Below are 22,702 nucleotides of genomic sequence, written 5' to 3'. Positions count from 1 at the left end.
TGCGCGGGCGGCGCGGATGTTCGCGGGAAATGACACCGGTCGCGGAACCGGAGTGTTCGACTCGCCGGCATGGCGTCGACTCCCGGTGTGCCCCGGCCCGATCAGGCTGCCAAGCGGAAGCTGCTCGAACCGTTGGACGTCCAGGCGGGCCAGTCGGCGTCGGATGTGGGGCGCGGTCCCGGCACCGGTCTCCCGGCGCTGGCGGAACGTGTCGGGGTCGGTGGCACGGTGATCGGTGCCGACCGTGCCTCGGGCATGCTTGCGCGGGCTCGCGAACGCACGAAGGACCGCGCCAGGTGGACCTCCTACGCGTCGTTCACCCCGGTCAGCGTGATCTGCTGCCGCTGAGCACGGCGCGCCCGCTTCGCTCGACGGCCCGCGCCCCCTGATGACCGGTCTTCCACTGTGCCGGTGCGACGATCGAGCGCGCACCAGGCCACCGCGGAACGCCTGTGGCGGGAACATCTGCGTGCGTCAGAGGCGGCTCAGTCAGCATGCGACTCGGCCTTTCAACCGGCATCCTGTGGCTGTGGCTGCCGCGCGTTCCAGGCAAGGGGCGATGACGATGCAGATGTACTGGGAGATCGAGCCTGGCCCCTCTGCCAGCCAGGAGGTGGACGACATCGATGCGGCGATCCGGGCCCTGTACATGACCGCCGACCGGGCACGCAAGCGCGTGCCGGCGAGCGCCTCGGACCTAGCCGAGTCGGTTACCGCCATGGCTGCCCGCATGCTGACCGACGGCGCCAGGATGATGCACAACGGCCTGTCGTGGTCGGCCACCGAGGGGTCCGTCCGCGTCACGCTCACGCCATAGCGACACGGTGAGTCACCCTGGGCGGCCGAGAGGGCACCGAGGTCCTCAGGGCTTCCGGGCGGCTGCGCCTGGGCAGGAGCCGCCGCCCACGCAGAGCCGTCGACCTGCGGCATCTGCGGTGGCCACCTACGGTTCACAGCCGGTCAAGGACATCTCGTCCGCCGGCAGCAGGCTGACCGGTGTCCCGGAGTCGCACATCCTCGTGATCCCTGCGGTTTCGGCCTGCGCCAAGGGGCCTTGCGCGTCGCCGCCCGGGGCGGCTGGAGCGCGTCGCTGATCCGACACCGGAAAACCGTTTGCCTGACGGCCCGCTGGTCGCACATCATCCCAGGCATGGATCTGTGATCAGTGGCGCACGTACGGAATGAAGACGGGTTCGAGTCACTCCCCGTCCCCCTCCGGCGTGCCGTTCGAAGCCCGCACCTTGTGATCGGCGCGGGCTTCCTTCACGCGACGTGACACGCCACGTCGCGCCGGCCGGTGTGCCGCTCTGAGGCGCCCCGGCCGTACGCCACTGGATCCGGAGGGCGATTCACCGCGCCGCAATGCGATGCGCGATGCCTTCCCCGCAAGCCTGGAGTTCGCCGAAGCCATGACCCATTCTCGTCCTGCCCGTGTGCCCGTTGAAGGTGGCGGAACCGACGTCGACCGGAAGGCACTGTGGGTGATCAGGGAGCTCGGTCTGCCCGCCGTCGTCAAGGCCTGCGTGTCGTGCAGGTCCACGCGTCACCATCCCACCGGGAAGATCCGCGTGAACGCGAGCGGCAAGCTCCTCGACGTCTGGATACTGATCGGCTGCGAGCTGTGCGGCCGGACGTCGAAGATCCCCGTGCACGAGCGCGTCCACGTCCAGACGCTCGACAGCCGGCGGCTGCTGATGTTCGAGAACAATGACCCGGCCATGGTGCGACATCTGGCGATGGACGGGGCACTGGCCGGCAAGGCCTCGTACCGCCTCGACTGGCGCGGTACATGGGAGCTGCAGACCGACATGCCGTTCTATGAACTCGCGCATGAGGACCGCACATCGCTCGAGGTCGTCCTCAGGTTCGAACTCCCGGCGCCGATCAGGGTCGAGAAGCTCCTCATGACCGGGTTCGGCTTGAGCCGGTCCACTGTGCGGGACATGGTCGACTCCGGGCGCATCCGCCTGCCCATGGCCGTTGACGCGAAGGCACGCGAAGACTTCACCTTCTACGTCCTCGCCGACGGGTAGCCGCCGCCTGACCGGTGCCCGAATCGGGGTACGACGCGCGAAGCCCGTCGTCAGCGGTGGATCTCTGGCCGAGACTCACTGCTGCCGGGGGCTTCGCGCTCACGCACAGGCTCGAAGACGAATCACTTGGTGGCGTATACGGCCGTGTAGCCGCCGATGAGGGGGCGAGCGTTCGTCTTGGAGAAGCCGGCCGCCCTCAGCCACTGAGTCACGTCCGCGACGGTGTACTCGGAGCCGGCTTCCGTGTCGATGAGCATGTTCAGCGAGACCATGAAGCCGTAGGTGTTGTGGCGTCGGTCGTCGTCGATCATGGCGTCGTAGACGATCAGCGTGCCGCCCTCGGGCAGGGCGTCGTAGGCCTTGCGGAGCAGGAACTGCCGCTGCTCGGGGTTCCAGTCGTGGAGGATCTGCCCCATGACGTAGACGTCGGCCGGAGGAAGCGGGTCGGAGAAGAAGTCGCCGCCGTGGAAGGAGAGGCGGTCGGACAGGCCGTGAGCGGCGGCGAAGTCCTCGAATACCGGGCGCACCGGCGGCAGTTCGAAGACGGCGCCGGTCATCTCGGGGTGGGATCGCAGCACTGCGGCGGGCACGGCGCCGAGCGCGCCGCCGAGGTCGACGACGTGCCGGCGGCCGGTCCAGTCGAAGTCGGCCGCGAGTGCGCCGGCGAGGGGTGTGCTGACACCGTTCATGCCGTTCAGGAAGTTCCGCCACGCGACGGGGTCTTGGCTCAGCGTCGCGAAGAAGGGCGCCCCGGTGTGCGTGACCTCGTTCTGCTGGATGCCGGTTCTCAGGGCGTCGGTGAGGTTGTCCCAGAAGCCGAAGAGACGGGCGTTGGCCATCTCCAGGATTCCGCCGACGTAGGAGGGCTTGGCCTGGTCCAGGAACACGTCGGCCGCGGGGCTGTTGTGGTAGACGCCGTCATCGTCTCGGTTCAGCAGGCCCAGCGACACGAGGCCGTCCAGGAAATCCGCGGCGGACCGCGGATGGAGCCCCACTTCGCCGGCGAGGGACGCACGATCCCGGCCGCCGTGCGCCAGGACGGTGAAGATCTGCAACTCCACCGCGCTCAGCAGGGTCTTCGATGCCATGAATCCCAGGCCCAGCTGCAGGATCGGCTCGGGGGTGATCGGTTCGTCGACGGTCACACGTGTCTCCACTCGCTCAACAACGGATTCTCGGGTTGGTCATGTGTCCCGGCCTCGCTTCGCCGGCAACTGTCGCCCCTCGCGGGGCGGGCGGGGGGCGGGACGGGAGGAGGGCGATGCCGGCCCGGGTGGTCAGAGGGTCTTGATCTGACCGCCGTCGATGACCACCTCGGCCCCGTTGATGTTGCCCGCCACCGGCGAGGCCAGGAAGAGCGTGAGGTCGGCGACCTCCTGCGGCTCGGTGATACGGCCCGAGGTGATGCCCATGCTCTGGGGCACCACGACGTCCAGGGCCTCCTGCGCGGTGGTGCCGGCGGCAGCGGCGGTGGCGTCCGCGAAGGCACCCGGAGCCGTCCAGAAAGGAGTGCGGACCGGGCCGGGAGAGATCGCGTTGACGCGCACGCCCTTCGGCGCGAACTCCTCGGACAGCGACTTGCTCAGGTTCGTCAGCGCGGCCTTGGCCGCCGAGTAGTCGACGACCATCGGGAAGGGCGTCCGGGCGTTGATGGAGCTGATGTTGACGATCGCCGCTCCCTCGGCCTCGACCAGGTACGGAAGTGCGGCGCGGCTGGCGCGGACGGCGCTGAAGAACGTCAGGTCGAAGATCCGCTGCCAGTCGGCGTCGTCGACCTCGAGGAACCCGTTGCGGGGTTCGGCGGCGCCCACGTTGTTGACGAGGATGTCGATCCGGTTGTGGCGCTCCGCGGCCTGGCGGACCAGGGTGGCCGCCCCCTGCGGGGTCCCGAGGTCGACGGGCACGACCGTGACGTCGTACGCCTCGGCCAGCGCGTCGAGTTCGGGCGTGGAGTTGCGGCTGCCGGCGACGACGCGGACGCCTTCGCGGGCCATCGCCTCGACGACGGCCAGACCGATGCCCTTGCTGGCGCCGGTGACGACAGCGACCTTGTCCTTGAGGTGCAGTTCCATGTGAATCCTTTGTGGAGTGATCAATACAGAATTACGGTGAGCAGAGACCCGGCTCGCATGACGCGAGTCGGAGCCCGTCTACGGTCAGTCCAGGGCGCGCATCGCCACGGCGAGGGCGTCCTCGGCGAAGGCCCGCCCCAGACGAGCCCGGCCGACGATACGGAGACCCTGGACGAATGTGGTCAGGAAGCGGGCCAGCTCGACCGGGGCCTTGTCCGCGGACAACTCACCCCGCGACTTCGCGCGCTCCAGGGCCGCCGCGAGCGACGACTCGACGTGCCGCATCGACGCGAGAGTTCGGCCGCCGGGAGCCCGGTCCCGCCTTCAGTGGCCGTGTTGACCACGAGGCAGCCCCGGGAGGGGTCCGCCAGATCCGCCTCGATCATGGCGACGAGGACCTGTCGCACCGCGGGCCGGATCTCGGTCGCGCGCTCGAGGATCTCCACGAGGTCGTCCGCCTGGAGAGCGGAGTAGCGGTCCAGGGCCCGGAGGTAAAGCCGCCCCTTCGAGCCGAAGGCGGCGTAGAAGCTGCCGCTTCCGATCGACAGTTCGTCGAGCAGGTCCTGCAGGGAGGTCTCCGCGTAGCCGCGACGCCAGAACAGGTCCATCGCGCGGCCGACCGCTCGGTCGACGTCGAACTCCCTCATCCGTCCCATGCCAAAAGCGTAGCACGATTCTGGATTGACCAATAAAGTAAACGTGACGCAGGCACCTATAGCGCCCTGACCTGCAGCGATCTAGGGGTACGCACACGGAATGACCGGGGTCAGCGGGATGCCGGCCAGGTCGCGACCTCGTCCGGGCGCCCGAAGCGGAGGGTGTCGGGAGGCGCGAAGCGAGGATCTTCGGCACGGCGCTCGATCTCCAGGCGACGGCCCGCGTGCCGGGAGCAGGCCGACCAGGCCGGCAGCAGATCACGAACCTCCTGACGGCCCAGGGAGTCGACGACCCGGCCCAGTCGGGGCCGGTGAAGTACAGCCCGTCCATCTCGTGGTACGGCAGGCCGAGTCGACCGCTCAACACACGGGCGAGCGTGGACTTGCCCGCGCCCGTGACACCCACCACCAAGATCCGCTCCACGAGGCGGCATCCCATCCCCGCCCACCGCGATGCAGGCAGCGGTCAATGCCTTGCTCCGGTGCCGTCCGGTCGAGATCACGGGCCGGATGCGATGTCTTCCCGCCACCGCGGACCCCAGCGCCCTCGACCGTGCCACCGACTACCCGGCGGACGGTCCCGCCGCCGCCCTGACCGCCGCGAGGACCCGAGAGGAGCTGGACGCCGACCGGTTCCGCCCCGCATGGATCTGGCTCGCCGAGGTCGAGGACGCTCCGCTCCTGCGCGCGAACATCGGTCAGCGAGAAAACGCGTGTCGCCGCAGCCGGCCCGGCACCTAACCTGTGATGCGTGCATCAGCCCCGAAGGCGCGACCGGCGCCTGGCCCGCCGTGTGCCGCCGGAGCCCGGCCGGCGCCAGGCTTCGCGGCTCACGGTCACGGGGGCTGATGTGGTGGTCGTCGGCTACTTCTCCGCGAAGGAGAGGGACTTCGGCACGGCCATGGCGTCGGCGGCCGCGGAACTGGCGGCGCGCGGCGCGCGGGTCGTCGGGCAGATCGTGCAGCGACGCGGCGTCTCGGACGGCGGGGCCCGGAAGATGGGCCTGCCCTTCTCCTCGCGGACCCTGCTGAGCTACGGAAAGGTCCGCGAGGTGGCTGAGGCCTGCGAGCAGGCCGACGCCGACGCTGCGATCTTCGTCGTCACTTTGACCGAGCGCCAGCGACGCACGCTGACAACGATGCTCGGTTGCCCTGCCGTGAGTCTTTCCGACGTCCTCGCTGTCGACTGACCCCGCGGCCGCACGGTTCTGGACTGTCCTGCATCCTGGCCTCCTCGAGGTCGGCAGAGGTCGACTGCCCGGCGCCCGTCGAGGAGGAGTGCGGGCGCAGGACAGTCGAGTTGCGCAGAACCGGGCAGGCGCGCCGATCGCGCACCCGCTCAGTTCGTCACATGTGGGTGAAGATCTTCTCGGCGCCGAAGCGCGAGATCGGCCGGCGAGAGACGCGCGTCTCGTCCGGGTACCCGAGCACGACGAGCAGCGTCGTGGTGAAGTCGGTGTCGGCCCTGCTTCCGCAGCACCGCGCCTCGCTGGAGGATGCGCACCCGCGGGCGCGGCGCGCCGTCAGGCGGCGGAGATCGCCGGGCTCTGCGCCGCCCCGGCGACCTCCTGACCGAGTTCGGGGCCCCTCAGCGCACCTTGCGGAAGGTCTCGCGGACGTCCCTGATGAAGGCCTCGGGATTCTCGTAGTGCCCGAAGTGGCCGCCCTTCGGGTGGGCGTTGACGTTGACCACGTTGAACAGGTCGTGGGACGGCCCGTGCACGAAGGCGGCGATGCGCTCCTCGACCGTACGGACGCCGGGCGGGTAGACGTCACCGAGCAGGAAGGTGAAGCCGGCCGGGGCCTCGACCACCGGCTGCCGGTCGTGTGACGGCACCCAGGGGTGACGGACCGTGTTGCGATACATGCGGATCGAGCTGCCGATGGACTGCGTCACCCAGAAGACCGTGGCCTGGGTCAGGACGAAGTCCCGGGAGAAGGCGGCGTCGAAGTCGTTGTTCTTGTCGCTCCACTTCTTCCACCGCTGCAGTAGCCAGGCGAGCATGCCGATCGGGGAGTCGTTCAGACCGTGCGACAGGGTCGAGGCGTCCAGCATGTGCACGGCGACGTGGGAGGCGTAGGTGGAGTGGAACTTCTTGATGTCGTCGCGCAGTTCCGGTGAGGCGTCCGCGGGGATGGGCTGGCCCATGGTCAGGTCCCAGTAGCGGTCGTGCTGGAAGAGGCCCGGCGGCAGGTCGTGGCCGAAGTGCAGCGCGATGAGGCTGTCGGCGTACTTGTGGCCGAGGGCGCTGTTGACCAGGGCGCCGTAGTCGGAGCCCAGAGAGCCGTACTTCTCGTAGCCGAGCACCTCGGTCATGAGGGTGTGGAGGATGTCGGCGATCTTCCAGTAGTTCAGGTCACCCCGCGTGACCGGGGTGGACCACGCGAAGCCGGGCAGGGTCGGCATGATCACGTCGAAGGCGTCGGCGGGGTCGCCGCCGTGGGCGACGGGGTCGGCCAGCGGGTCGATGAGCGGGTAGCTGAACTCACCGGGCCACGGCCAGCCGTGCAGGACCAGCAGCGGGGTCGGGTTCGGGCCCTTGCCGGGCTTGCGGACGAAGTGGACGGGGGTGCCGTCGATCTCCACCTTGAACTGCTCATGGGCGTTCAACCGCTTCTCGGCCGCGCGCCAGTCGAATCCGTCGGCCCAGTACTCGACGAGCGGCTCGAGGTAGGCGGTGCTCACACCGTAGTACTCCTCCTCGTTGTCCAGGTCGTCGAAGAAGCGGGTCTTCTTCAGGCGGTCCGTGAGGTCGTCCAGGACGTCCTGCGCGACGTCGATGGTGAAGGGTTCCGGCGGAACCGTGTTCTTGTCACCCATGAGTGCACTGCTTTCTTGTGAAGGGGGAAGATGCGGGTGCCCCTGCAACGGGGCACGGTCAGTAGGTGAAGTCCAGCCGCAGCCGGGTCTGCTCGAGCTCGGCGATGTACCAGGCGCCGTCGGCCTTGACGAAGCGGGCGTGGTAGTGCCCGAAGCCGTGCATGCCCTTGAACGGGAAGTCCGGGTTGGTCTCGGCGTCCTCGGGCCGGGTGATGATGTCCTCCATCGACCAGGTGCCGCGGGCGCCGGTCGCCGACTCGACGTCGATCTCGTCGGAGAAGAGATGGTGGACCAGGACGTCGTCGGGGCCACTGCTCCCGCCGATCGTGGCGGCGATGTCCGCACGGCCGTTCATCCGCAGCCACACCGAGCCGTCGGGCTTGTGGGGAGTGAAGGTGCCGTCGGGGGTGAACAGGGCGGCGAGGTCCTGCCACCGCTTCTGGTCGGCGTAGCGGACGTACCGCGCCATCAGGCGGCGCAGTTCCTCGATCGCGGTCAGGCGCTCGACGTCGTTCATCTGGTTCTCCTTACGGGGTCGGGGGTCGCCCGGCGGTGCGGTGGCCGGGCCGGATGCGCCCCCGGGGTCAGCGGTCGGGGCGCGAGCGGCCGGCTCGGCCCAGGAGCGTGCTGGCGTGCACGGGGTTGGTGTAGTCGCGCCAGGCGGCGATCCTGCCGTCGCGGATCTCGTAGACGGCCATGTTCATCACCGGGGCGAGCGGCCCGCCCGGAAGGGCGAGGCCGTGGACCTGCTCGGCGATGACGATGGCGCCGTTGACGGCCTGGTGGACCGTCTCGAACTTGATCTGCTCGAAGGTGCTGAAGACGTTCCGCCACATCTCCAGGAGGGCGTCACGGCCCCGGATCTCGTCGTCGCCGTAGTTGCGGAAGACGACGTCGGTGTGGAGGAAGGGCAGCAGGCGGTCGGTGTCCTTGCTGTCGAACGCCTCGACGAATGCACGGACCAGTGCGTCGTTGTCGACGGACATGGGTTTCACTCTCCTTCCGGCCTCGCGCGCTGGGGCGGGTGGGCCGCGGGCAACGGAGCAGTCCGGACCGCTTGGTCCATCTCCTGACGCCGCCAGCATGGATGGCGAAAATTGGACCCGCAAGTCCAGAAGTAATAGGGCGCCGCACAGCTCCTCGCGGTCAAGGGCGCGGCAGAGGTCTGCCCCGACGACATCCGACCACTCGCACCGCGTCCTGGGAGACCAGCGCCCCCTGCGACCACCCGAACGCCGGCACGCCGCCCTCGCCGGCGGCCTGACCGCCCGGCGGACCGACCGGCTGCTCCGCCATCCCGCCGACACGGACGAACGCGCCGCCGCAGTGCTCCTCGCCGCCGTCCAGGGCGGCGCCACGATGAGCCGGATCACCGGTTCCACTCCGCCGCTGCGCACCATCCGCGAAGCGGCATGCGCCCACCTGTGGACCCGGGCGCCCCCGGAACCGTCCGTGCCGGACCCGCGTCCCCTGGCGGTCAACGGCGCGTGAGGCAGTCGGGCAGGCCCGCCGATCGTCAGCCACCGGGGCCCGGGGCCGACCGGGTACGCGCCGCCCGCTAGCATTCCTGCCCATGGCGAGGCGGGGGTGGCGGCTGGGCGTCACGGCTGGGGTGGCGATGCTTGCGGCGATCTGCGCCTCCGGCGCGGAACCCTTGGAGGTCATCCGCACAGCGTCGGACCTCGGTCCCCTGCCGGCCGACCGCTTCGACTTCACGCCGCGGGACTACCAGCGATCCCAGCGTGCATCGGCGTTGCTGGTACGGCAGTGCATGGCGGACCGGGGCCACCCGGACTTCCCGCTCGACCCCCGTTACCCCCGCGACCCGATGGTCGCCACCGCGATCACCGTGGTCGGCACCGAATACGGCGTCCTCGATCCGGACACCGCACGCCGCTGGGGCTACGGCTGGGACCCGGCGAAGCACCCGGCCTCCCGGCCGAAGGGCCGCCGCATGACCGACGCCGAGTACGCGGACTGGCCCGACTGCAACGCCGAGGCGAACCGACGACTGCTGCGCGGCATCGACGTCACGCGGGACTGGCTCTACGCGAGCAGACAGGCGATCGAGGTCGACAAGGCGGTCAGGCACGACCCGCGCCTCCGCGCGGCCTGGGACGTGTGGTCCGACTGTGTGGCAGCTCAAGGATTCACCCGCTACCCCGACCCCGTCGCGGCGTACAGGGACCGCGACTGGAAGCGGGGCGGCGACGGCAACACCCGCCATACGCAACGGGAGCGGGCCACCGCCGTCGCGGACGTCACCTGCAAGCGCCGCAACCGCACGGCCGAGGTCTGGCACGCCGTACTCGCGCAGAAGCAGGCCGCGGACATGGCACGGCATCGCGACCGCTACACCGCCGGCCTCAAGGCACTGCGGACGTACCGGGCCAACATCGACAAGGCACTGCGGAAGCTCGGCTAGAACGCGCCTGGGGCCGGCGACCCGGTGACAGCTCCTACGGAACCGCTGGTCGCGGTCGCCCGGTACGGCGGTCCAACCCTGCCTTCCAGCGCCGCTGTTCCTCCAGCCAATGCACATAGCGCGGGGAGGCGTCGCGCAGGTCGATGCTCAGCGGGTACGGGTCGTACTCGTCCAGGAGCAGTTTGCGGAGGAACTCGACCATGCCGCAGGGGAACAGGGTGAAGTCGTCGTCGGTGTGCCGGCCGCAGACCAGGACGGGCCATTCGTCGGGGTCCGGGTCAGTGGTCAGCCAGCAGAGGATGTCGGGGCCGGAGGTGACGCCCCAGGCGAGTATGTGATCCGGATCGATGTCGAGACCTTCTTGACCGCCCAGCATCTCCCAGATGTAGCGGGCGTTCTCCGTCTCGTCTTCGAAGGTGCCGGGGTCCCACTGGATGTACTCCTTCGGCAGTGGCATGAGGATGCCGACCTCAGCGAACGATCCGGCACCGTAGACGGACATGAAGGCCATGTAGTCACGCGGGAATCGGGTACCCCAGCGCGCCTCGGCCGCCGGCCAGTCGATCTCCTCGTCCGCCCCCTGATCGGGAGGCAGGACCTGGGCCAGCGCTGCGATACCTGTGGGGTCTACCACGGCAATCCCTTCGATCGGGTCGCCGAGAGCATACGAGCCGGCACTGACAACACCCCGGCGGGGTCGGCCACGCGTCCCGTCGCGACCGGCCCCCACCGATGCTTGCCGTGGGGGCCGGGGGTGGGCGCTCCGGGCCTGACGTCCTATTCGGTGCGCAGGGCCGTGGCGGTTCGGGTTCCGGCGGCCCAGCCGGCGGGCAGAAGCGCGCCCAGGATGGCGATGAGCAGGCCGCCGAGTGCGAGCGGGAGCAGTTCGGCCGCGTGGTGGACGGCGATGACGGAGGCGGGGAGGCGGAGCCCCACGCTGTCGCCCATCGCGGGGATGACCCAGCCGTGCAGGGCTACGCCCAGCGGCACGCCCAGCGCACCCGCGACCAGTCCGGTCACGACGACCGAGGTGAGGACCATCGCGATGGTCTGCCGGGGGGTCATGCCGAGCGCCTTGTGGACCCCGATCTCCCGGACGCGCTCGCGGGTGTCGAGCAGCACGCCGTTGAGCACGCCGAGCGCGGCGACGGCGACGAGCAGCAACGTGAGGGTCACGGACAGCGCGTTGAGCGTGACCACCATGTCGCCGCCGGCGTCGAGCCCGCCCGTCCGAGCGGTGACCCCCAGCGGTGCCAGGTGCTTGTTCAGCGCTTCGCCGGGGGTGCCGGTGAGGATGCGGCGGGTGGCCTCCAGGCCGTCCATCTCCGGCATCCGGATGTCCATCAACTGATTCCGGCCGCCGCCGGAACGGTGCTCGGGGTCCTGGCCGGCCACCTGCTCGCCGTCCCCGTACTGGCCGAGACGGAGGAGGTCTACGGCACCTCTTCCCTGGCCATCGCCCCCTGGGTCGACCTGGCGGTGATCGCCGGGGTGCCCGGCCTGGTGGCGGTGACCGCGTGGGCAAGTGCCCGGCGGGCCGCGCGAAAGGCCGGGCCAGGCCCAGGGCGACCGGCCGCGGCAACGGCAGCCGTCCGGCCAGGCGGACCGCCCACCGGCCGCGCCCCGACGAAGCGCCGCGCCCGAGGGCGAGGGCGTCGACCGTACGTGACCGCCCGCGCAGAACTGGCCACCCGCCTCCGGCTGGCCGATGCGACCGTCAAGACCCACGTCGCCCGCATCCTCGCCAAACTCGGGCTCCGTAACCGTGTCCAGGCTGTCATCGTCGCCTACGAGACGGGGCTGGTCAGCGCCGGCGCACGCGAGGAGGCCCGGCCGTCCGCCGAGCTGGCGTAGACCGGGGCCCGGCCGTGCCCCGCGTTGTTGTGCGACGGACCAGCCGCGCGCATGGGCCGGACCGCCCACCTGGCCGGTTTTGCGACCTGCTCAAGAACTCATGGCGATGTACATGCTGTTGGAGTCTCCTGGGTGAAGGACGCAGTCGGGGTGTGCCTGTGCGGCAGGCGCACAGGAGGCCGGCTGATGATGGGCGGTCGCGGCCACCGGCCGTCACAAGTCAGCCGCTGCGGGGCGCGGAGCGCGCAGGTGGGCGCGCTGGGCCAGTTCCTCCTCGCCGACCACGGTGAGCATCGGCTGGCCGGGCGCGCACAGCATGGTCACGACGAACTCGGTCCGCCCGTCCGTCAGGGCATTGCCGTCCTGGTAGTGGATGACGTCCCCGCCCGGCTCCCAGAACGACTCGCCGGCCTTGATCACCCGTTCCGGCTCGCCCTCGAGCTCGAAGCGGACGGCTCCCTCGACGACGTAGCCGAAAGCCGGGCCCGAGTGCCGGTGCGGAGGTGCGCCCTGGTCACCGGGCTCCCGCCAGACGACGATGGTCATCACCGAGGCCCCTTCCGGAACGAACGGTGGCTTGACGTCCTGAAGCGTCTTCAACTGCGTCATCCACAGCTCAGCGTGCGACTGCCCGCCGGCCTGGCCTTCTGATCCCTTGTCCGACACCGTACTGCACCTCCGTGATCAGGGGCTGCCTGCGCACGAGAGGGGCCGACTCGAAGTCGGCCCCGTCGTGGCCACTACCTTCCGCCGCCACCGCCGTGACCGCCGCCACCGTAGCCACCATCGCCATGGCCGCCATGGCCAGAGCCCGAACCCCAACTGCCGTCGCCCCAGCCGCCGTGGCTCACGGCGGAAACGGGCGGGCCGGCCATCGCGGCGAGGGGCCACCCGGGAATACGCATGCCAACTCTCCTTGCCAGGTCGGTTCCTGGGCCTGGTCGAGGCGCGTGACCACTTGCGGCTCCCTGCCCGACCGGCCCCGGGCCTCCCTGCGGGCAATCAAGCCCCGCATATCAAGTGGTCATGTACAAACTTGCGCTTAATGCCACATTTCCACCGAACCCCATGCTCTGCCTGTAACGCCGTGGAGTCAATACACCCGTCGGCCCCGCGCCACATCGCCGGACCTGCACCGCCGCTCGCTACCGGCCGACTTCGCCTGGTGAGGGCGTGGTCGTCTTGGCCGGGAGATCCACCCGGAGCCGGTAGCCACCGTCAGGGGTGGGACCGCACGTGAGGGTGCCCCCGAGCAGCGCCGCACGCTGGCGCAGCCCTGTCAGACCGTAATGGGCGCTCGGCAAGGGGACGGTCGGCCGGGTCGGGGCGCTGTTGGTGACCGTGACATGGGCGGTCGCGTCGCTGCGCCAGAGCCGAACGGTGGCGGCGGCACCCGGGGCGTGCTTGCGTACGTTGGTCAGCCCCTCCTGGACGGTGCGGTAGAGAGCGCGCTGTACGGAGGGTGCCAGGTCCCCGGGCAGGTCGACGGCCAGTTCGGCGTCGATGCCGCTGCCGCCGACGAGGCGCTCCAGATCCGCCAGGGACGGCTGCGGGGTCAGATCGGCCGGGCGATCACCGGAGGCACGCAGCACGCCGACCATGTATCTCAGCTCGTCCAGGGTCTGCACGCTCAGCCGGCGGATGGTGCTCGCGGCGTCCTTGGCGTGAGCGTCACGCGTACCGACCTGAAGGGCGCCGGCGCGCACCGCGATCAGGCTGACCTGGTGGGAGACCACGTCGTGCATCTCCCGGGCGAGCTGGGCACGCTCGGCGGCCAGAACGGTCTGGGCGATCAGCAGCCGTTCGTGCTCGCGGGCCTCGGAGATCTCCGCGATGCGGTGCGAGAGGTCCCTGCGGGCTTGCACCAGTTGCCCGAGGAAGACCGCGGCGGCCGCGGTCGCCGCCGTGTAGCTTGTGGTGACCAGATCGTCCGCCGACACGTTGACGTCCGGCGCCAGGTCGCAGAGCGTGAAGGCCACCACACCAACGGCCAGGATGACGCGTCGGCGTGAGACGGATGCGAGGGTGTAGAGCGCTGCCAGCGATGCGAAGATCGCGTCGGAGAAGAAGACGGCGGGCAAGGTCACCAGGAACGTCGGCAACGGCACGACGTGCCGTAGCAGGAGCGCCAAGGCCCCGCCCACCGCGCACACCAACTGCAAGGGTTCGTCGGCCTGGACGTGCACCCAGACGTCGAAGAGCGCGACGACGACCAGGGCGCCGTCGAGCACCGCGGACGGCGGGCGCCGGAGATTCATCTGACCTCCCGGTACCTGTACGGCCGCCTGCCGCGCCCGTGCTCCGCCGGCATCGAGCGGGCTTCGGCGGTGTACGTGCGGGCTTCGCCGGGTTCCCGGTCGGCCCGCAATAGGTCATTCGTGATCGTAACAGGCGAAAACGTCAGGACTGTCGAGTTCGGGGGCCCGGTCGGAGATGGGGCGCGGTTGCCGCCGGCCGGCGGCGGGGCACCGGGGCGCAACGGCCCGAACGTTCGTACCCGGCCCGCCACCGAGGGCGAATGGCCCAGGATCCCTTCACTGAAATGGCCCATGCGCCTGGGCCGCCCTTGGACCTACCGTCGAGATGTGACCATCGTCGCCGACCCCGGGCCACGTCGTCTCGTGGCGACGCGGAGCGCTCGGCGCCGGGAGCAGTCGATGAGTCGCCGGTCCGTTGCCGGATCGCGACGTTCCTCCTCGGCCTCGCGCCCCGGTCTCCACAATTTCACCAAGCGAGGATCTGCGCATGCGAGCCATCACCGTCCGTGACCGTGACGCCGGGGTCGCGGGGCTGTCCCTGTCGGACATGCCCTACCCGCACGCCGCCGAGAACGACGTCATCGTTCAGGTGCACGCCGCGGGCTTCACCCCGGGGGAACTCGACTGGCCGGCGACCTGGGCCGACCGTGCCGGCCGCGACCGGACGCCGAGCGTGCCGGGCCACGAACTGTCCGGCGTGGTCGTCGAATTGGGGTACGGCACCACCGGGCTGACGGTGGGGCAGCGGGTGTTCGGGCTGACCGACTGGGCCCGCAACGGGTCGCTGGCCGAGTACGCGGCGGTCGAGGCCCGCAATCTCGCACCGCTTCCCGCCGACGTCGACCACGTCATGGCCGCCGCACTGCCGATCTCGGGGCTCACCGCATGGCAGGCCCTGTTCGACCACGCACGCCTGACGGCAGGCCGGAGCGTCCTGATCCACGGCGCCGCGGGCGGTGTCGGCTCGATCGCCGTGCAGCTCGCCCGCGAGGCCGGCGCCCGGGTGATCGGCACCGGCCGCGCCGCGGACCGGGACACCGCACTGGCCCTGGGCGCGGAGACCTTCGTGGACCTGCAGGCGGACCGGCTGGAGGACGTGGGAGAGGTCGACGTCGTGCTCGACGTGATCGGGGGCGAGATCCTCGACCGCTCGGCCGCCCTGGTGCGCGCCGGCGGCACCCTCGTCACCATCGCCGCGCCGCCCACCGTCCGGCCCAAGGACGGACGGGCCGTCTTCTTCGTCGTCGAACCCGACCGCGCCCAGCTCACCGGCCTCGCCCAGCGGCTCCGGGACGGACGGCTCAAGCCGATCGTCGGAGCCGTGCGGCCGCTGTCCGAGGTGCCCGCCGCGTTCGCCCGCGACAAGCGCACGCCCGGCAAGACGATCATCCAGGTGAGCGCTGCGGCCGACGGGCCAGGGGGTGCCTTGTGAGGGCCCGCTCGGTCATCCTGGCGGTGGGTACGTTCGCGATCGGCATCGACGCGTTCGTGACCGTCAGCCTTGTCGGCCCCGTGGCCCGCGGCCTTCGGGCCTCGGGATCCGCAGCGGGCCGGCTCGTGACCCTCTGTTCGAGAACAGCAGAACCGTACCTGCAAGGAAGCGAAAGCCATGTCTGACAACCCCTCAGCGAGCACCGCCAAGCCGGCGCTGATCCGCATGACCCTCGACGATCTCGCCGTGCCGGACACCGCCGCGTCGGGCGCCGCCCTGGAGGTGGCGTCCGCCTACCTGTCCCCCGCGCTGCTGAACCACTCCCTGCGGGCCTACGTATGGGCGGCGGCCCGCGCCACGGCGCAGGGAATCGTCGTCGACTCCGAGCTGCTCTACGTCGCCGCCCTGTTCCACGACATGGCCCTGGTGCCCGAGTTCGACAACCACACCATCTCGTTCGAGGTGGCCGGCGGCCACGTGGCGCAGGTGTTCTCGGCGGGCGCCGGTTGGCCGGCGGTGCGCCGCCGGCGACTGTCGGAGGTCATCATCCGGCACATGTGGCCCGATGTCGACGTGTCCGTGGATCCCGAAGGGCACGTGCTCTGCCGGGCGACAGCTTTGGAGATCATCGGCCGGGACGCCGACGACTTCGCCCCCGGTTTCAGGGCCGAAGTGCTCGACCGCTACCCCCGGCTGGATCTCGCCACGGAGTTCCTGACGTGCTTCCAGGACCAGGCGAGGCGCAAGACCGACAGCTCCGCCGCGGGTGCCGTACGGTCCGGCCTCGCGATGAGGATGGCCGACAACCCGCTGGACACCCCTCCCCCGCCGACCGCTCCGTGAACGAGTTCAGGGCCGGTGCCGCACGAACCTGAGGTAGGCGAACGCCTCGCCCTCGCGTGGCGCCGCCCGAGCGCACGTATCAGGGAGACCGGCGGACGTTGCCGCACTGCCCACGCCAGGATGGGCGCCATGGTGGAGATCAGCTTCCTGCACGAGTCCGACCGCGCCTGCTGGGAAGTACTGGCCCGCGGTAAGGACTCCTACTTCGAGGTCGAACGCGACGACGACGCCTACGAACGGACCTGGCGGCGTCTGCTCGAAGACGAGCGGATACGCGGTATCGCCGCCTGGCTGGACGGCAGGATCGTCGGCATCGCGCACTACCTGTTCCACGCCAGCGTCTGGTACGCCGGCAAGTGCTATCTGGCGGACCTGTTCGTGGACGCGGACGTCCGGCGGCAGGGTGTGGCGACGGCCATGATCGAGTGGGTGGCCCGGGACGCCGAGGAGCACGACGCCCCGGGCCTGTACTGGAACACGCTCGAAGACGCCCCGGCTCGCGCGCTGTACGACAAGCTGGGCACGTTCCACGAGGGGTTCATCCTCTACACGTACCGGCGTGAGGCGAACCAGGTCTGAGGGCCGATCCGGCGACCACGACGGCCGGTGCCCCCACCGCGGCGATCCCCGTGTCGAACGGTCCATCGACCGGTTGTCCGTACCCGGGCTTAAGGTGTGCCCGTGATCTTCAAGAGGAAGCAGAAGTCCGCCGACCTCGGCGCTGTCGTGTCGGAGCTGGAAGAGGCCGTCGACGCTCGTGACGGTGCCCGCACCGAGCGGGCCTTCACCGCCGCGATAAACAGCCTGCGGCAGTCGACCGACGCCGAACGCGTCCCGGTGGGGCCGCGGCTTGCCGCACTGATTCCCGCCTTCCCGCCCACCGGCCCCCGCCCGCTCCTGGCGATGGCGGCCGGCTTCTGCGTCGAGAGCGGGGCCGATCCGGCGGCCTGCGCGGAGCCGATCCTCGGTGGCGTCCGGCAAGACCTGCTCGACGCAGCAGAGTTCGCCCGCCGCTGGCGTGCCACCGGTGACGCCGAGGACGAACTGCCTGAGCCCGATCAGAAGATCATCGACGATGCGCTGCTGGCCCGCCTGGGCGACGACGCGCACGAGGCCACGAGGTTGGCGCTGGCCTGGTGCTCGGTCGAGGAGTGGCAACCGCCCGCGCTGGCCGTGCTGTGCCGCAGCGCGGAGGTGCGCAGCCGGCACGGGTCCACGCTCCTCCCCGTCTGCAACGACCTGGCAGCCCTGGAGCGACACGACCTCAAGTGCCTGGCCTACGCGCTGGCCGTCCTGGACGACGAGCACCTGATCGTGCTGCACCGGCCCACCGGGACCGGCTTCGAGGTGCGGATCGGCGGCATCGCGGACAACTTCCAGTTGCACACCCTGCTCGCGCACGTCCTCGTCGGCGGCGGCCACGTGCCGGGCACCGCGCCTTCTGCCGAGAGCGTCCGCCTGGCCACGGACCCCAAGCCCGCCCGGGGACGCAGCGAAGCGGTCGCGACCGGGGCCTTCGAACTCCTCGCCCCGAACGGCGACCGGATCTGGAACGAGGGGCTGCCCGACGACATCCCGGTGGTGGAGGGACGCCGCCTGCTCGTGCTGGACGAGCCGATGTATCAGCGCAGTTGGAACGCCGACCGGTTCTTCCCGCTGCTCCCGGGCACGGCCGAACTCACCCGCGTCCTCCCCGCCGAGGAGACACGGACCTGGTTCGCCCGCACCTCATCCGGCACCGGTACCGGCCCCGCGTCCTGACTCAGTGGAACGGCCGCTGCACCGGCCCGGTGGGCAGGCGTCTCCACGCCGCAGACCGTCGCCTGGCACCGCTTCGTGATCGCCGCCCACGCCGCGGCCCACTCCCGCTCCAACGTTCGAATGAGGACCGCCTGTCGGTGTCGGTCACGGCCGATCGGGGGCGTCCGCCACCGACGGTCCCCGGCGGTCCGGGCCGGTCCCGATGGGCACGCCGGCGACACGGCCGCGGCCCGGGTCACGGCGGCTCCGTGACCGCGGCGGAGACGACTAGACCTCGGGGAGGGAAGGATCGGGCGTCCATGGGGACGGCGCGGTGACCGACCAGCGTTCGTGGTCGCGCCAGGCACCGTTGATGTAGAGGTAGGCAGGCGACAGACCTTCGTAACGAAAGCCCAGGCGCTGGACCAAGGCCAAAGACGCCTTGTTCGCCGGCTGGATGTTCGCCTCCAGCCGGTGCAGCCGCAGGTCGCTGAAGGCGTGCTGCATGACGGCGGTGAGCCCTTCGGCCATGTAACCCCGCCCCGCGGACGGGGCGAAAGCCGCATAGCCGAGGGACGCGCCCTGGTAACGGCCCCGGATGATCGAGTTGACGTTGACCGTGCCGGCAGCTGCACCGGTCTCCAGAACACGGATCAGATAGCCCCGGTTGGTGCCATCGCTGAAGCGGCGCATCCAGTCCTGGAACTCCTCCGCCGTGGCGGGCAGCTGCATCCACGGCGAATGCAGCTCGGCGCTGGCCCTCACGAGCGAGCAGAACTCATCCTGTTCGGCGGGGGTGAGCGGGCACAGTTCGACCCGTGACGGCGCATTGGGCATGGGGCAATCCTAGGCCTCTTGCCTACGGCCCCAAACCCGAGGTCGAGCTTCCGCCTCGCGCGGCGGCCCGGGTGGAGGGGACCACGTCCAACCTGCCCCTCTTCGTCGAACGCATCGTCCCCACCTTCAGGTCCTGCACTCCCGACATTGACCGTCTCAGAACGCTGTCGGACCGGATCGTGCTCGCCGCCGGCCACGATTCCCACGGCGAACTCCCCCACCGTGCCGCCGCCACCCTCGCCGGGCACATCGGCACCGAACCCCGGTACTTCCCCGGGGGGCACATCGGCCTGACCACACGCCCCACCGAATTCGCCGAACACCTCCGCGACACCCTCAGCACCCGGTGGACCCGCCCGCTGACCCGATCGGGTGCGGTCAGGCTGCGGGGCGGCCGGGGCAGTTGTTCGATGGGCGGCAACAGTCCCCGGCCCGCCCCGGGCCATGGGTAGCCGGACGGACAGGTGGCACACCGTGGCAGACAAGGACGCTCCCACCGACCTCGACGCGGTCGCCGACGAGCTGTACACGCTGCCGCCCCCGCAGTTCACCGCCGCCCGCAACACACACGCCCGGGCCGCCAGGAAGGCCGGCAACCGCCCCCTCGCCGACCGGATCACAGCCCTGCGCAAACCCACCACCTCAGCCTGGGCCGCCAACCTGCTCGCCCGCGAACGCCGCGACGAGACCGGGCCGCTCCTCCAGCTCGGCGACGCACTACGCCAAGCCCACCGGAAACTCGACGGGGAACAACTGCGTCGGCTCAACCGCCGGCAGCGGGAGCTCGTACACGCACTGTCCCAGCAGGCCGGACAACTCGCCGCCCAAGCCGGACAACCCCTGACCGGCCAAGCCATGCGGGAAGTCGAGGAAACCCTGCACGCCGCACTCGCCGACCCCGAGGCCGGCACCGCGTTCGCGGAGGGGCGCCTCACCAGACCACTGTCGGCGACGGTCGACATCGCCGGCCAGGCCACCACAGCCCGCGGCCCTCAACGCGCACAACCTCCCCCGCGCCAGGCGAGGAAGAAGCGACCCGCAGAAGACGCCGAGGACAAGGCGCGGGCCCGCCGCGAGGCGGACCGGCAACGCCGACGCGAAGAAGCCGAGCAAGCCGAGCGGGAAGCCCAGGCCCGGGAACACGAGGCCACAACCGTCCGCCACGAACTCGACCTCGCGGACCGGCACCACGACGAGGCCCAGTCCCGCCTCGGCGAACTGCTCCGGCAGGTCAAGGACGCGGAAGAGACCCTGCGTACCGCCCGCGACGCCCAGGACCGAGCACGACGCCGGCTGCGCGACGCCGACAAGGCGGCCCGCAAGGCAGCCGCGCGCGCCGGCCGGCTGACCGAACGCCTCGATCAGGACCCCTGACCGGCCGGATGCCGGCCGATGGGCCCAGGACCGGCTGCCTGACGACACGCCGGTGCCCACCTACTCACCGGGCGGTGGCCGCACCGTCAGATCACGTCCGGCCGCCGAACCGCCAGTTGTGGACCTCGATCCCCGCGTACGCGTCAGAGGTCAGGACGGCGTGTGCCGTGTCCTGGTCCACGGCCCGGACGAGCGCGGCCGTTCCCAGCCACGTGCCGCCGTCGCCGGACAGCAGGGGCCCGTACGCGATCAGGTCGTCCCGATCCGTCGGTACGGCAAGGTAGGCGCCCGGACCCGCGCCCGGCCGAGCACCAGGTACCGGTTGCCGCCGGTTCGGCCACCGGGGAAGTCCCACATGGTGCGTCCCAGCAGGTTGCGCCAGCGGCGCAGCAGCACGTCCCGGTACACCCCGACCTGGTAGCCGGGCTCGTCGAATGCGAACGCCCGGGCGGCGGCAGGGCTCGGCAGGTCGAGCATGTGCACGCTGCCGGTGGGTTCGCCGTCCTCGGAGGTGAAGGTCGGGCCGCGGGCGATCATCTCCTTCTCGTACTGATCCATGTAGGCCCGATGGTCCTCCAGCAGCTCTTGACGCAGGGCCGGCGAACCGGCCCGATCGCGGTGGTGGCAGATGAACTCCATGCGCACACTCTCCCCCGCCGCGCGCCGGGCCCGCTCGGGCCCGCCATCAGCCCGTGCCAGGGCAGTCATGTCCAGGTGCGCGACGTCCAGGCCGCGGCACGGGCTTCGGGCGCGGGTGAAGCCACCGGGAACCCGAGCGCCACGCCAGGACGACGGTCGTCACGGACTCAGCTCGATGAATCGGTGCGGCCGCCCTCGGGCACCGTGGGCAGGGCGGCGTCCAGGATGACTGCGGCGGTCGCCCCGGCCCCGGCCGCCGCTTCGGGGTCGGCGTCGATGCGTACCGGGACGGCGCGTCCGTCGTGGAGCAGGTGCGGGCGGCGCCCGAGGCAGTAGCGTCAGACGACCCATGAGGCGGCCGTGACCCAGGGGCATTTGACGCATGCGGTGGCCGCGGACCCGCTGGCACAGTGGCCTGGGCAGCGGGCAAGGCCACCGATGCGTGCTTTCCCCTGCCGTGATCACCCTGCGCATTCGCGACACCCCAGGGCCGTCGCCGTTGCCACCGAGGACGGTTCCGCGTGCCACCGGGCCCGGGCCGTCGGCGGTCGCGCAGGGCCATGCCCAGCACGGGCAGCGTCATCCCGCCGGATGCCGGGCGGCCGTACAAGGAAGAGACAATGGCTCCACTCGTCAATGAACCCATGGCCGATACGCGCGACATGTACATGGCCCACACCGCGTTGCGCCGGGAGTTCAGGCTGCTCCCCGACCTCATCCGGTCCGTCCCGCCGGGCGACGCACGGCGCGCGGAGGTCGTCAGTGCCCACGCGGCGCTGGTGTGCCGGATCCTGCACACGCACCACGAGGGCGAGGACAAGCTGCTCTGGCCCAAGCTGGTCGAGCGGGCCGGCGTGGACGCGGAGGTCATCGTGCCGATGATGGAGCAGCAGCACCACGCCATCGAAGAGCTGCACGCCGAGGTGACCGGACTGCTCGGGTCCTGGCGCGCGACCGCGGAAGGCGGCGAGAAGCTCGCCGAGGCGTGCGAGCGGCTGCTGACGGTGCTCATCCAGCACATGGCGCTGGAGGAGAAGCAGATCCTGCCGCTGGCCGCCAGGTACGTCACCGCGACGGAATGGCACGAGCTCGGCGAGCACGGCATGGCGAGCACGCCGAAGAAGGACCTGCCGCTCGTCTTCGGGATGGCGATGTACGAGGGCGATCCCGAGGTCATCAAGGCCGTCCTGGCGACGGCTCCGCTGCCCGTACGGCTGATCGTCCCCGTGCTGGGACGCCGGCGGTACGCGGCGCACGCCCGGCAGGTCCACGGGACGGTCAGGCCCGCTCGCGTCGGCTCCTGAAAGGCCCGGGGAACACACGTCGGGGCAGGGCACCACCCCGTCCTCGCCCGAGGAGGACTGCCATGGCAGACAGGCGGCCATCACCCTCGGCAGCCGGGTGTCCACCGCCGCTTTCCGTCCTCGACCTGGCACCGACCGAGGAGAGCGTGAGCGGCCGCGACGCCCAGGCCGCGACGGTCGCGACGGCGCGGCGGGCGGGTGGGCTCGGACTCCGCCGGGTGTGGGTGGCCGAACACCACGGATACCGTTCCGTCGGCCGCCGGTGGGTCCAGCGCCTGAGGCTGGAGGCCTGCCGCAGGGATCTCGTACGACCGGAGCCGGCGGGACGGACCGCGGCGGCCATCGCGCACCGGTGGGGCTTCGCCGCCACGCGCACATCAGCCCGGACCTTCCGCGCGGTCCAGGGCCTGTCCCC

Annotated in this window: 26 protein-coding genes and 2 pseudogenes; 15 read left to right on the top strand and 13 right to left on the bottom strand. The window is 70.8% G+C overall.

Annotated elements, in window-relative coordinates:
* The first annotated feature begins 69 nt into the window (after nucleotides 1-69).
* From AC3EUJ_RS15485 to AC3EUJ_RS15475, 3 genes are all read left to right on the top strand, one after another.
* The gene (locus AC3EUJ_RS15485; RefSeq protein WP_431961776.1) at nucleotides 70-348 is read left to right on the top strand and encodes a methyltransferase domain-containing protein; all 279 of its coding nucleotides are present in this window, start codon (nucleotides 70-72) and stop codon (nucleotides 346-348) included.
* A gap of 211 nt (nucleotides 349-559) precedes the next feature.
* On the top strand, nucleotides 560-817 hold the full coding sequence (locus tag AC3EUJ_RS15480) for a hypothetical protein (RefSeq protein ID WP_431961775.1): 258 nt from the start codon (nucleotides 560-562) through the stop codon (nucleotides 815-817).
* 550 nt (nucleotides 818-1,367) lie between these two features.
* Nucleotides 1,368-2,033: a DUF1062 domain-containing protein gene (locus AC3EUJ_RS15475; protein WP_431961774.1), complete on the top strand. Its 666-nt coding sequence runs from the start codon at nucleotides 1,368-1,370 to the stop codon at nucleotides 2,031-2,033.
* Between the two features lie 122 nt (nucleotides 2,034-2,155).
* Here AC3EUJ_RS15475 and AC3EUJ_RS15470 read toward each other — a convergent pair whose 3' ends face one another.
* From AC3EUJ_RS15470 to AC3EUJ_RS15455, 4 genes are all read right to left on the bottom strand, one after another.
* Nucleotides 2,156-3,178 (bottom strand): methyltransferase, encoded by a 1,023-nt coding sequence (locus AC3EUJ_RS15470; protein ID WP_431961773.1) that lies wholly within the window; start codon nucleotides 3,176-3,178, stop codon nucleotides 2,156-2,158.
* Nucleotides 3,179-3,310: 132 nt separating this feature from the next.
* Nucleotides 3,311-4,105: an SDR family NAD(P)-dependent oxidoreductase gene (locus AC3EUJ_RS15465; protein WP_431961772.1), complete on the bottom strand. Its 795-nt coding sequence runs from the start codon at nucleotides 4,103-4,105 to the stop codon at nucleotides 3,311-3,313.
* An 84-nt stretch (nucleotides 4,106-4,189) separates the two neighbouring features.
* Nucleotides 4,190-4,330: a hypothetical protein gene (locus AC3EUJ_RS15460; RefSeq protein WP_431961771.1), complete on the bottom strand. Its 141-nt coding sequence runs from the start codon at nucleotides 4,328-4,330 to the stop codon at nucleotides 4,190-4,192.
* Nucleotides 4,288-4,761: a TetR/AcrR family transcriptional regulator gene (locus AC3EUJ_RS15455; protein ID WP_431961770.1), complete on the bottom strand. Its 474-nt coding sequence runs from the start codon at nucleotides 4,759-4,761 to the stop codon at nucleotides 4,288-4,290. Before AC3EUJ_RS15455 ends, AC3EUJ_RS15460 begins: the two co-directional genes overlap by 43 nt.
* Before the next feature lie 510 nt (nucleotides 4,762-5,271).
* Between AC3EUJ_RS15455 and AC3EUJ_RS15450 the strand changes: the two genes are divergently transcribed.
* The gene (locus AC3EUJ_RS15450; protein ID WP_431961769.1) at nucleotides 5,272-5,502 is read left to right on the top strand and encodes a hypothetical protein; all 231 of its coding nucleotides are present in this window, start codon (nucleotides 5,272-5,274) and stop codon (nucleotides 5,500-5,502) included.
* A gap of 10 nt (nucleotides 5,503-5,512) precedes the next feature.
* Complete coding sequence (locus AC3EUJ_RS15445) at nucleotides 5,513-5,950, top strand: HflX-like GTP-binding protein (protein WP_431961768.1); 438 nt, start codon at nucleotides 5,513-5,515, stop codon at nucleotides 5,948-5,950.
* A gap of 398 nt (nucleotides 5,951-6,348) precedes the next feature.
* Here the strand turns inward: AC3EUJ_RS15445 and AC3EUJ_RS15440 are convergent, their stop codons facing one another.
* The 3 genes from AC3EUJ_RS15440 to AC3EUJ_RS15430 form a co-directional block, all read right to left on the bottom strand.
* Nucleotides 6,349-7,581, bottom strand: a complete 1,233-nt coding sequence (locus AC3EUJ_RS15440; RefSeq protein WP_431961767.1) for an epoxide hydrolase family protein — start codon at nucleotides 7,579-7,581, stop codon at nucleotides 6,349-6,351.
* Between the two features lie 58 nt (nucleotides 7,582-7,639).
* Nucleotides 7,640-8,098 carry a nuclear transport factor 2 family protein gene (locus AC3EUJ_RS15435; RefSeq protein WP_431961766.1) on the bottom strand — a complete coding sequence of 153 codons (459 nt, stop codon included), beginning with the start codon at nucleotides 8,096-8,098 and terminating at the stop codon, nucleotides 7,640-7,642.
* A 67-nt stretch (nucleotides 8,099-8,165) separates the two neighbouring features.
* The gene (locus AC3EUJ_RS15430) at nucleotides 8,166-8,567 is read right to left on the bottom strand and encodes a nuclear transport factor 2 family protein (protein WP_431961765.1); all 402 of its coding nucleotides are present in this window, start codon (nucleotides 8,565-8,567) and stop codon (nucleotides 8,166-8,168) included.
* 97 nt (nucleotides 8,568-8,664) lie between these two features.
* On the opposite strand from AC3EUJ_RS15430, the gene AC3EUJ_RS15425 reads away from it, so the two are divergent.
* Both AC3EUJ_RS15425 and AC3EUJ_RS15420 read left to right on the top strand, forming a co-directional pair.
* A complete protein-coding gene (locus tag AC3EUJ_RS15425) occupies nucleotides 8,665-9,072 on the top strand; it encodes a hypothetical protein (protein ID WP_431961764.1) in 408 nt (135 codons plus the stop codon).
* 82 nt (nucleotides 9,073-9,154) lie between these two features.
* Nucleotides 9,155-10,006, top strand: a complete 852-nt coding sequence (locus tag AC3EUJ_RS15420; protein ID WP_431961763.1) for a hypothetical protein — start codon at nucleotides 9,155-9,157, stop codon at nucleotides 10,004-10,006.
* 34 nt (nucleotides 10,007-10,040) lie between these two features.
* On the opposite strand, the gene AC3EUJ_RS15415 is transcribed toward AC3EUJ_RS15420, so the two are convergent.
* Together AC3EUJ_RS15415 and AC3EUJ_RS15410 are read right to left on the bottom strand one after the other, a co-directional pair.
* Nucleotides 10,041-10,640 carry an SMI1/KNR4 family protein gene (locus tag AC3EUJ_RS15415; RefSeq protein ID WP_431961762.1) on the bottom strand — a complete coding sequence of 200 codons (600 nt, stop codon included), beginning with the start codon at nucleotides 10,638-10,640 and terminating at the stop codon, nucleotides 10,041-10,043.
* A 143-nt stretch (nucleotides 10,641-10,783) separates the two neighbouring features.
* Nucleotides 10,784-11,338 (bottom strand): FtsX-like permease family protein, encoded by a 555-nt coding sequence (locus tag AC3EUJ_RS15410; RefSeq protein WP_431961796.1) that lies wholly within the window; start codon nucleotides 11,336-11,338, stop codon nucleotides 10,784-10,786.
* A 339-nt stretch (nucleotides 11,339-11,677) separates the two neighbouring features.
* On the opposite strand from AC3EUJ_RS15410, the pseudogene AC3EUJ_RS15405 reads away from it, so the two are divergent.
* A pseudogene (locus tag AC3EUJ_RS15405) lies at nucleotides 11,678-11,860 on the top strand (response regulator transcription factor); the annotation flags it as partial.
* 213 nt (nucleotides 11,861-12,073) lie between these two features.
* Here the strand turns inward: AC3EUJ_RS15405 and AC3EUJ_RS15400 are convergent.
* Complete coding sequence (locus AC3EUJ_RS15400; protein ID WP_431961795.1) at nucleotides 12,074-12,469, bottom strand: cupin domain-containing protein; 396 nt, start codon at nucleotides 12,467-12,469, stop codon at nucleotides 12,074-12,076.
* A 536-nt stretch (nucleotides 12,470-13,005) separates the two neighbouring features.
* The gene (locus AC3EUJ_RS15395) at nucleotides 13,006-14,118 is read right to left on the bottom strand and encodes a sensor histidine kinase (protein WP_431961761.1); all 1,113 of its coding nucleotides are present in this window, start codon (nucleotides 14,116-14,118) and stop codon (nucleotides 13,006-13,008) included.
* Nucleotides 14,119-14,605: 487 nt separating this feature from the next.
* On the opposite strand from AC3EUJ_RS15395, the gene AC3EUJ_RS15390 reads away from it, so the two are divergent.
* The 4 genes from AC3EUJ_RS15390 (at nucleotide 14,606) to AC3EUJ_RS15375 (ending at nucleotide 18,154) form a co-directional block, all read left to right on the top strand.
* The gene (locus AC3EUJ_RS15390; RefSeq protein ID WP_431961760.1) at nucleotides 14,606-15,550 is read left to right on the top strand and encodes an NADP-dependent oxidoreductase; all 945 of its coding nucleotides are present in this window, start codon (nucleotides 14,606-14,608) and stop codon (nucleotides 15,548-15,550) included.
* 177 nt (nucleotides 15,551-15,727) lie between these two features.
* Nucleotides 15,728-16,393: an HD domain-containing protein gene (locus AC3EUJ_RS15385; protein WP_431961759.1), complete on the top strand. Its 666-nt coding sequence runs from the start codon at nucleotides 15,728-15,730 to the stop codon at nucleotides 16,391-16,393.
* A gap of 129 nt (nucleotides 16,394-16,522) precedes the next feature.
* On the top strand, nucleotides 16,523-16,972 hold the full coding sequence (locus tag AC3EUJ_RS15380) for a GNAT family N-acetyltransferase (protein ID WP_431961758.1): 450 nt from the start codon (nucleotides 16,523-16,525) through the stop codon (nucleotides 16,970-16,972).
* 102 nt (nucleotides 16,973-17,074) lie between these two features.
* Entirely contained in the window at nucleotides 17,075-18,154 is a 1,080-nt protein-coding gene (locus tag AC3EUJ_RS15375; RefSeq protein WP_431961757.1) for a hypothetical protein, read from the top strand.
* A gap of 267 nt (nucleotides 18,155-18,421) precedes the next feature.
* Here the strand turns inward: AC3EUJ_RS15375 and AC3EUJ_RS15370 are convergent, their stop codons facing one another.
* Nucleotides 18,422-18,970: a GNAT family N-acetyltransferase gene (locus AC3EUJ_RS15370; RefSeq protein WP_431961756.1), complete on the bottom strand. Its 549-nt coding sequence runs from the start codon at nucleotides 18,968-18,970 to the stop codon at nucleotides 18,422-18,424.
* A 71-nt stretch (nucleotides 18,971-19,041) separates the two neighbouring features.
* Between AC3EUJ_RS15370 and AC3EUJ_RS15365 the strand changes: the two genes are divergently transcribed.
* Nucleotides 19,042-19,422 (top strand): hypothetical protein, encoded by a 381-nt coding sequence (locus tag AC3EUJ_RS15365; protein ID WP_431961755.1) that lies wholly within the window; start codon nucleotides 19,042-19,044, stop codon nucleotides 19,420-19,422.
* Between the two features lie 22 nt (nucleotides 19,423-19,444).
* Complete coding sequence (locus tag AC3EUJ_RS15360; protein ID WP_431961754.1) at nucleotides 19,445-20,344, top strand: hypothetical protein; 900 nt, start codon at nucleotides 19,445-19,447, stop codon at nucleotides 20,342-20,344.
* A 91-nt stretch (nucleotides 20,345-20,435) separates the two neighbouring features.
* Here AC3EUJ_RS15360 and AC3EUJ_RS15355 read toward each other — a convergent pair.
* Nucleotides 20,436-20,983, bottom strand: a pseudogene (locus AC3EUJ_RS15355) (YciI family protein).
* 644 nt (nucleotides 20,984-21,627) lie between these two features.
* Between AC3EUJ_RS15355 and AC3EUJ_RS15350 the strand changes: the two are divergent.
* Nucleotides 21,628-22,287, top strand: coding sequence for a hemerythrin domain-containing protein (locus AC3EUJ_RS15350; protein WP_431961753.1), 660 nt, complete (start codon nucleotides 21,628-21,630; stop codon nucleotides 22,285-22,287).
* The last annotated feature ends 415 nt before the right edge of the window (nucleotides 22,288-22,702 follow it).

Source organism: Actinacidiphila sp. bgisy160 (assembly GCF_057707815.1).
The sequence above is the reverse complement of the archived record's forward strand: the minus strand, read 5'-3'. Positions and strand labels throughout refer to the sequence as shown.

What these genes read in the sequence shown, in the direction of transcription:
- AC3EUJ_RS15485 (WP_431961776.1), top strand. Translation starts at nt 70, where the DNA reads ATGGCGTCGACTCCCGGTGTGCCCCGGCCCGATCAGGCTGCCAAGCGG.
- AC3EUJ_RS15480 (WP_431961775.1), top strand. Translation starts at nt 560, where the DNA reads ATGACGATGCAGATGTACTGGGAGATCGAGCCTGGCCCCTCTGCCAGC.
- AC3EUJ_RS15475 (WP_431961774.1), top strand. Translation starts at nt 1,368, where the DNA reads ATGCGCGATGCCTTCCCCGCAAGCCTGGAGTTCGCCGAAGCCATGACC.
- AC3EUJ_RS15465 (WP_431961772.1), bottom strand. Translation starts at nt 4,105, where the DNA reads ATGGAACTGCACCTCAAGGACAAGGTCGCTGTCGTCACCGGCGCCAGC.
- AC3EUJ_RS15455 (WP_431961770.1), bottom strand. Translation starts at nt 4,761, where the DNA reads ATGGGACGGATGAGGGAGTTCGACGTCGACCGAGCGGTCGGCCGCGCG.
- AC3EUJ_RS15450 (WP_431961769.1), top strand. Translation starts at nt 5,272, where the DNA reads ATGCGATGTCTTCCCGCCACCGCGGACCCCAGCGCCCTCGACCGTGCC.
- AC3EUJ_RS15440 (WP_431961767.1), bottom strand. Translation starts at nt 7,581, where the DNA reads ATGGGTGACAAGAACACGGTTCCGCCGGAACCCTTCACCATCGACGTC.
- AC3EUJ_RS15435 (WP_431961766.1), bottom strand. Translation starts at nt 8,098, where the DNA reads ATGAACGACGTCGAGCGCCTGACCGCGATCGAGGAACTGCGCCGCCTG.
- AC3EUJ_RS15430 (WP_431961765.1), bottom strand. Translation starts at nt 8,567, where the DNA reads ATGTCCGTCGACAACGACGCACTGGTCCGTGCATTCGTCGAGGCGTTC.
- AC3EUJ_RS15425 (WP_431961764.1), top strand. Translation starts at nt 8,665, where the DNA reads ATGGATGGCGAAAATTGGACCCGCAAGTCCAGAAGTAATAGGGCGCCG.
- AC3EUJ_RS15420 (WP_431961763.1), top strand. Translation starts at nt 9,155, where the DNA reads ATGGCGAGGCGGGGGTGGCGGCTGGGCGTCACGGCTGGGGTGGCGATG.
- AC3EUJ_RS15410 (WP_431961796.1), bottom strand. Translation starts at nt 11,338, where the DNA reads ATGCCGGAGATGGACGGCCTGGAGGCCACCCGCCGCATCCTCACCGGC.
- AC3EUJ_RS15400 (WP_431961795.1), bottom strand. Translation starts at nt 12,469, where the DNA reads ATGACGCAGTTGAAGACGCTTCAGGACGTCAAGCCACCGTTCGTTCCG.
- AC3EUJ_RS15395 (WP_431961761.1), bottom strand. Translation starts at nt 14,118, where the DNA reads ATGAATCTCCGGCGCCCGCCGTCCGCGGTGCTCGACGGCGCCCTGGTC.
- AC3EUJ_RS15390 (WP_431961760.1), top strand. Translation starts at nt 14,606, where the DNA reads ATGCGAGCCATCACCGTCCGTGACCGTGACGCCGGGGTCGCGGGGCTG.
- AC3EUJ_RS15385 (WP_431961759.1), top strand. Translation starts at nt 15,728, where the DNA reads ATGTCTGACAACCCCTCAGCGAGCACCGCCAAGCCGGCGCTGATCCGC.
- AC3EUJ_RS15380 (WP_431961758.1), top strand. Translation starts at nt 16,523, where the DNA reads ATGGTGGAGATCAGCTTCCTGCACGAGTCCGACCGCGCCTGCTGGGAA.
- AC3EUJ_RS15370 (WP_431961756.1), bottom strand. Translation starts at nt 18,970, where the DNA reads ATGCCCAATGCGCCGTCACGGGTCGAACTGTGCCCGCTCACCCCCGCC.
- AC3EUJ_RS15350 (WP_431961753.1), top strand. Translation starts at nt 21,628, where the DNA reads ATGGCCGATACGCGCGACATGTACATGGCCCACACCGCGTTGCGCCGG.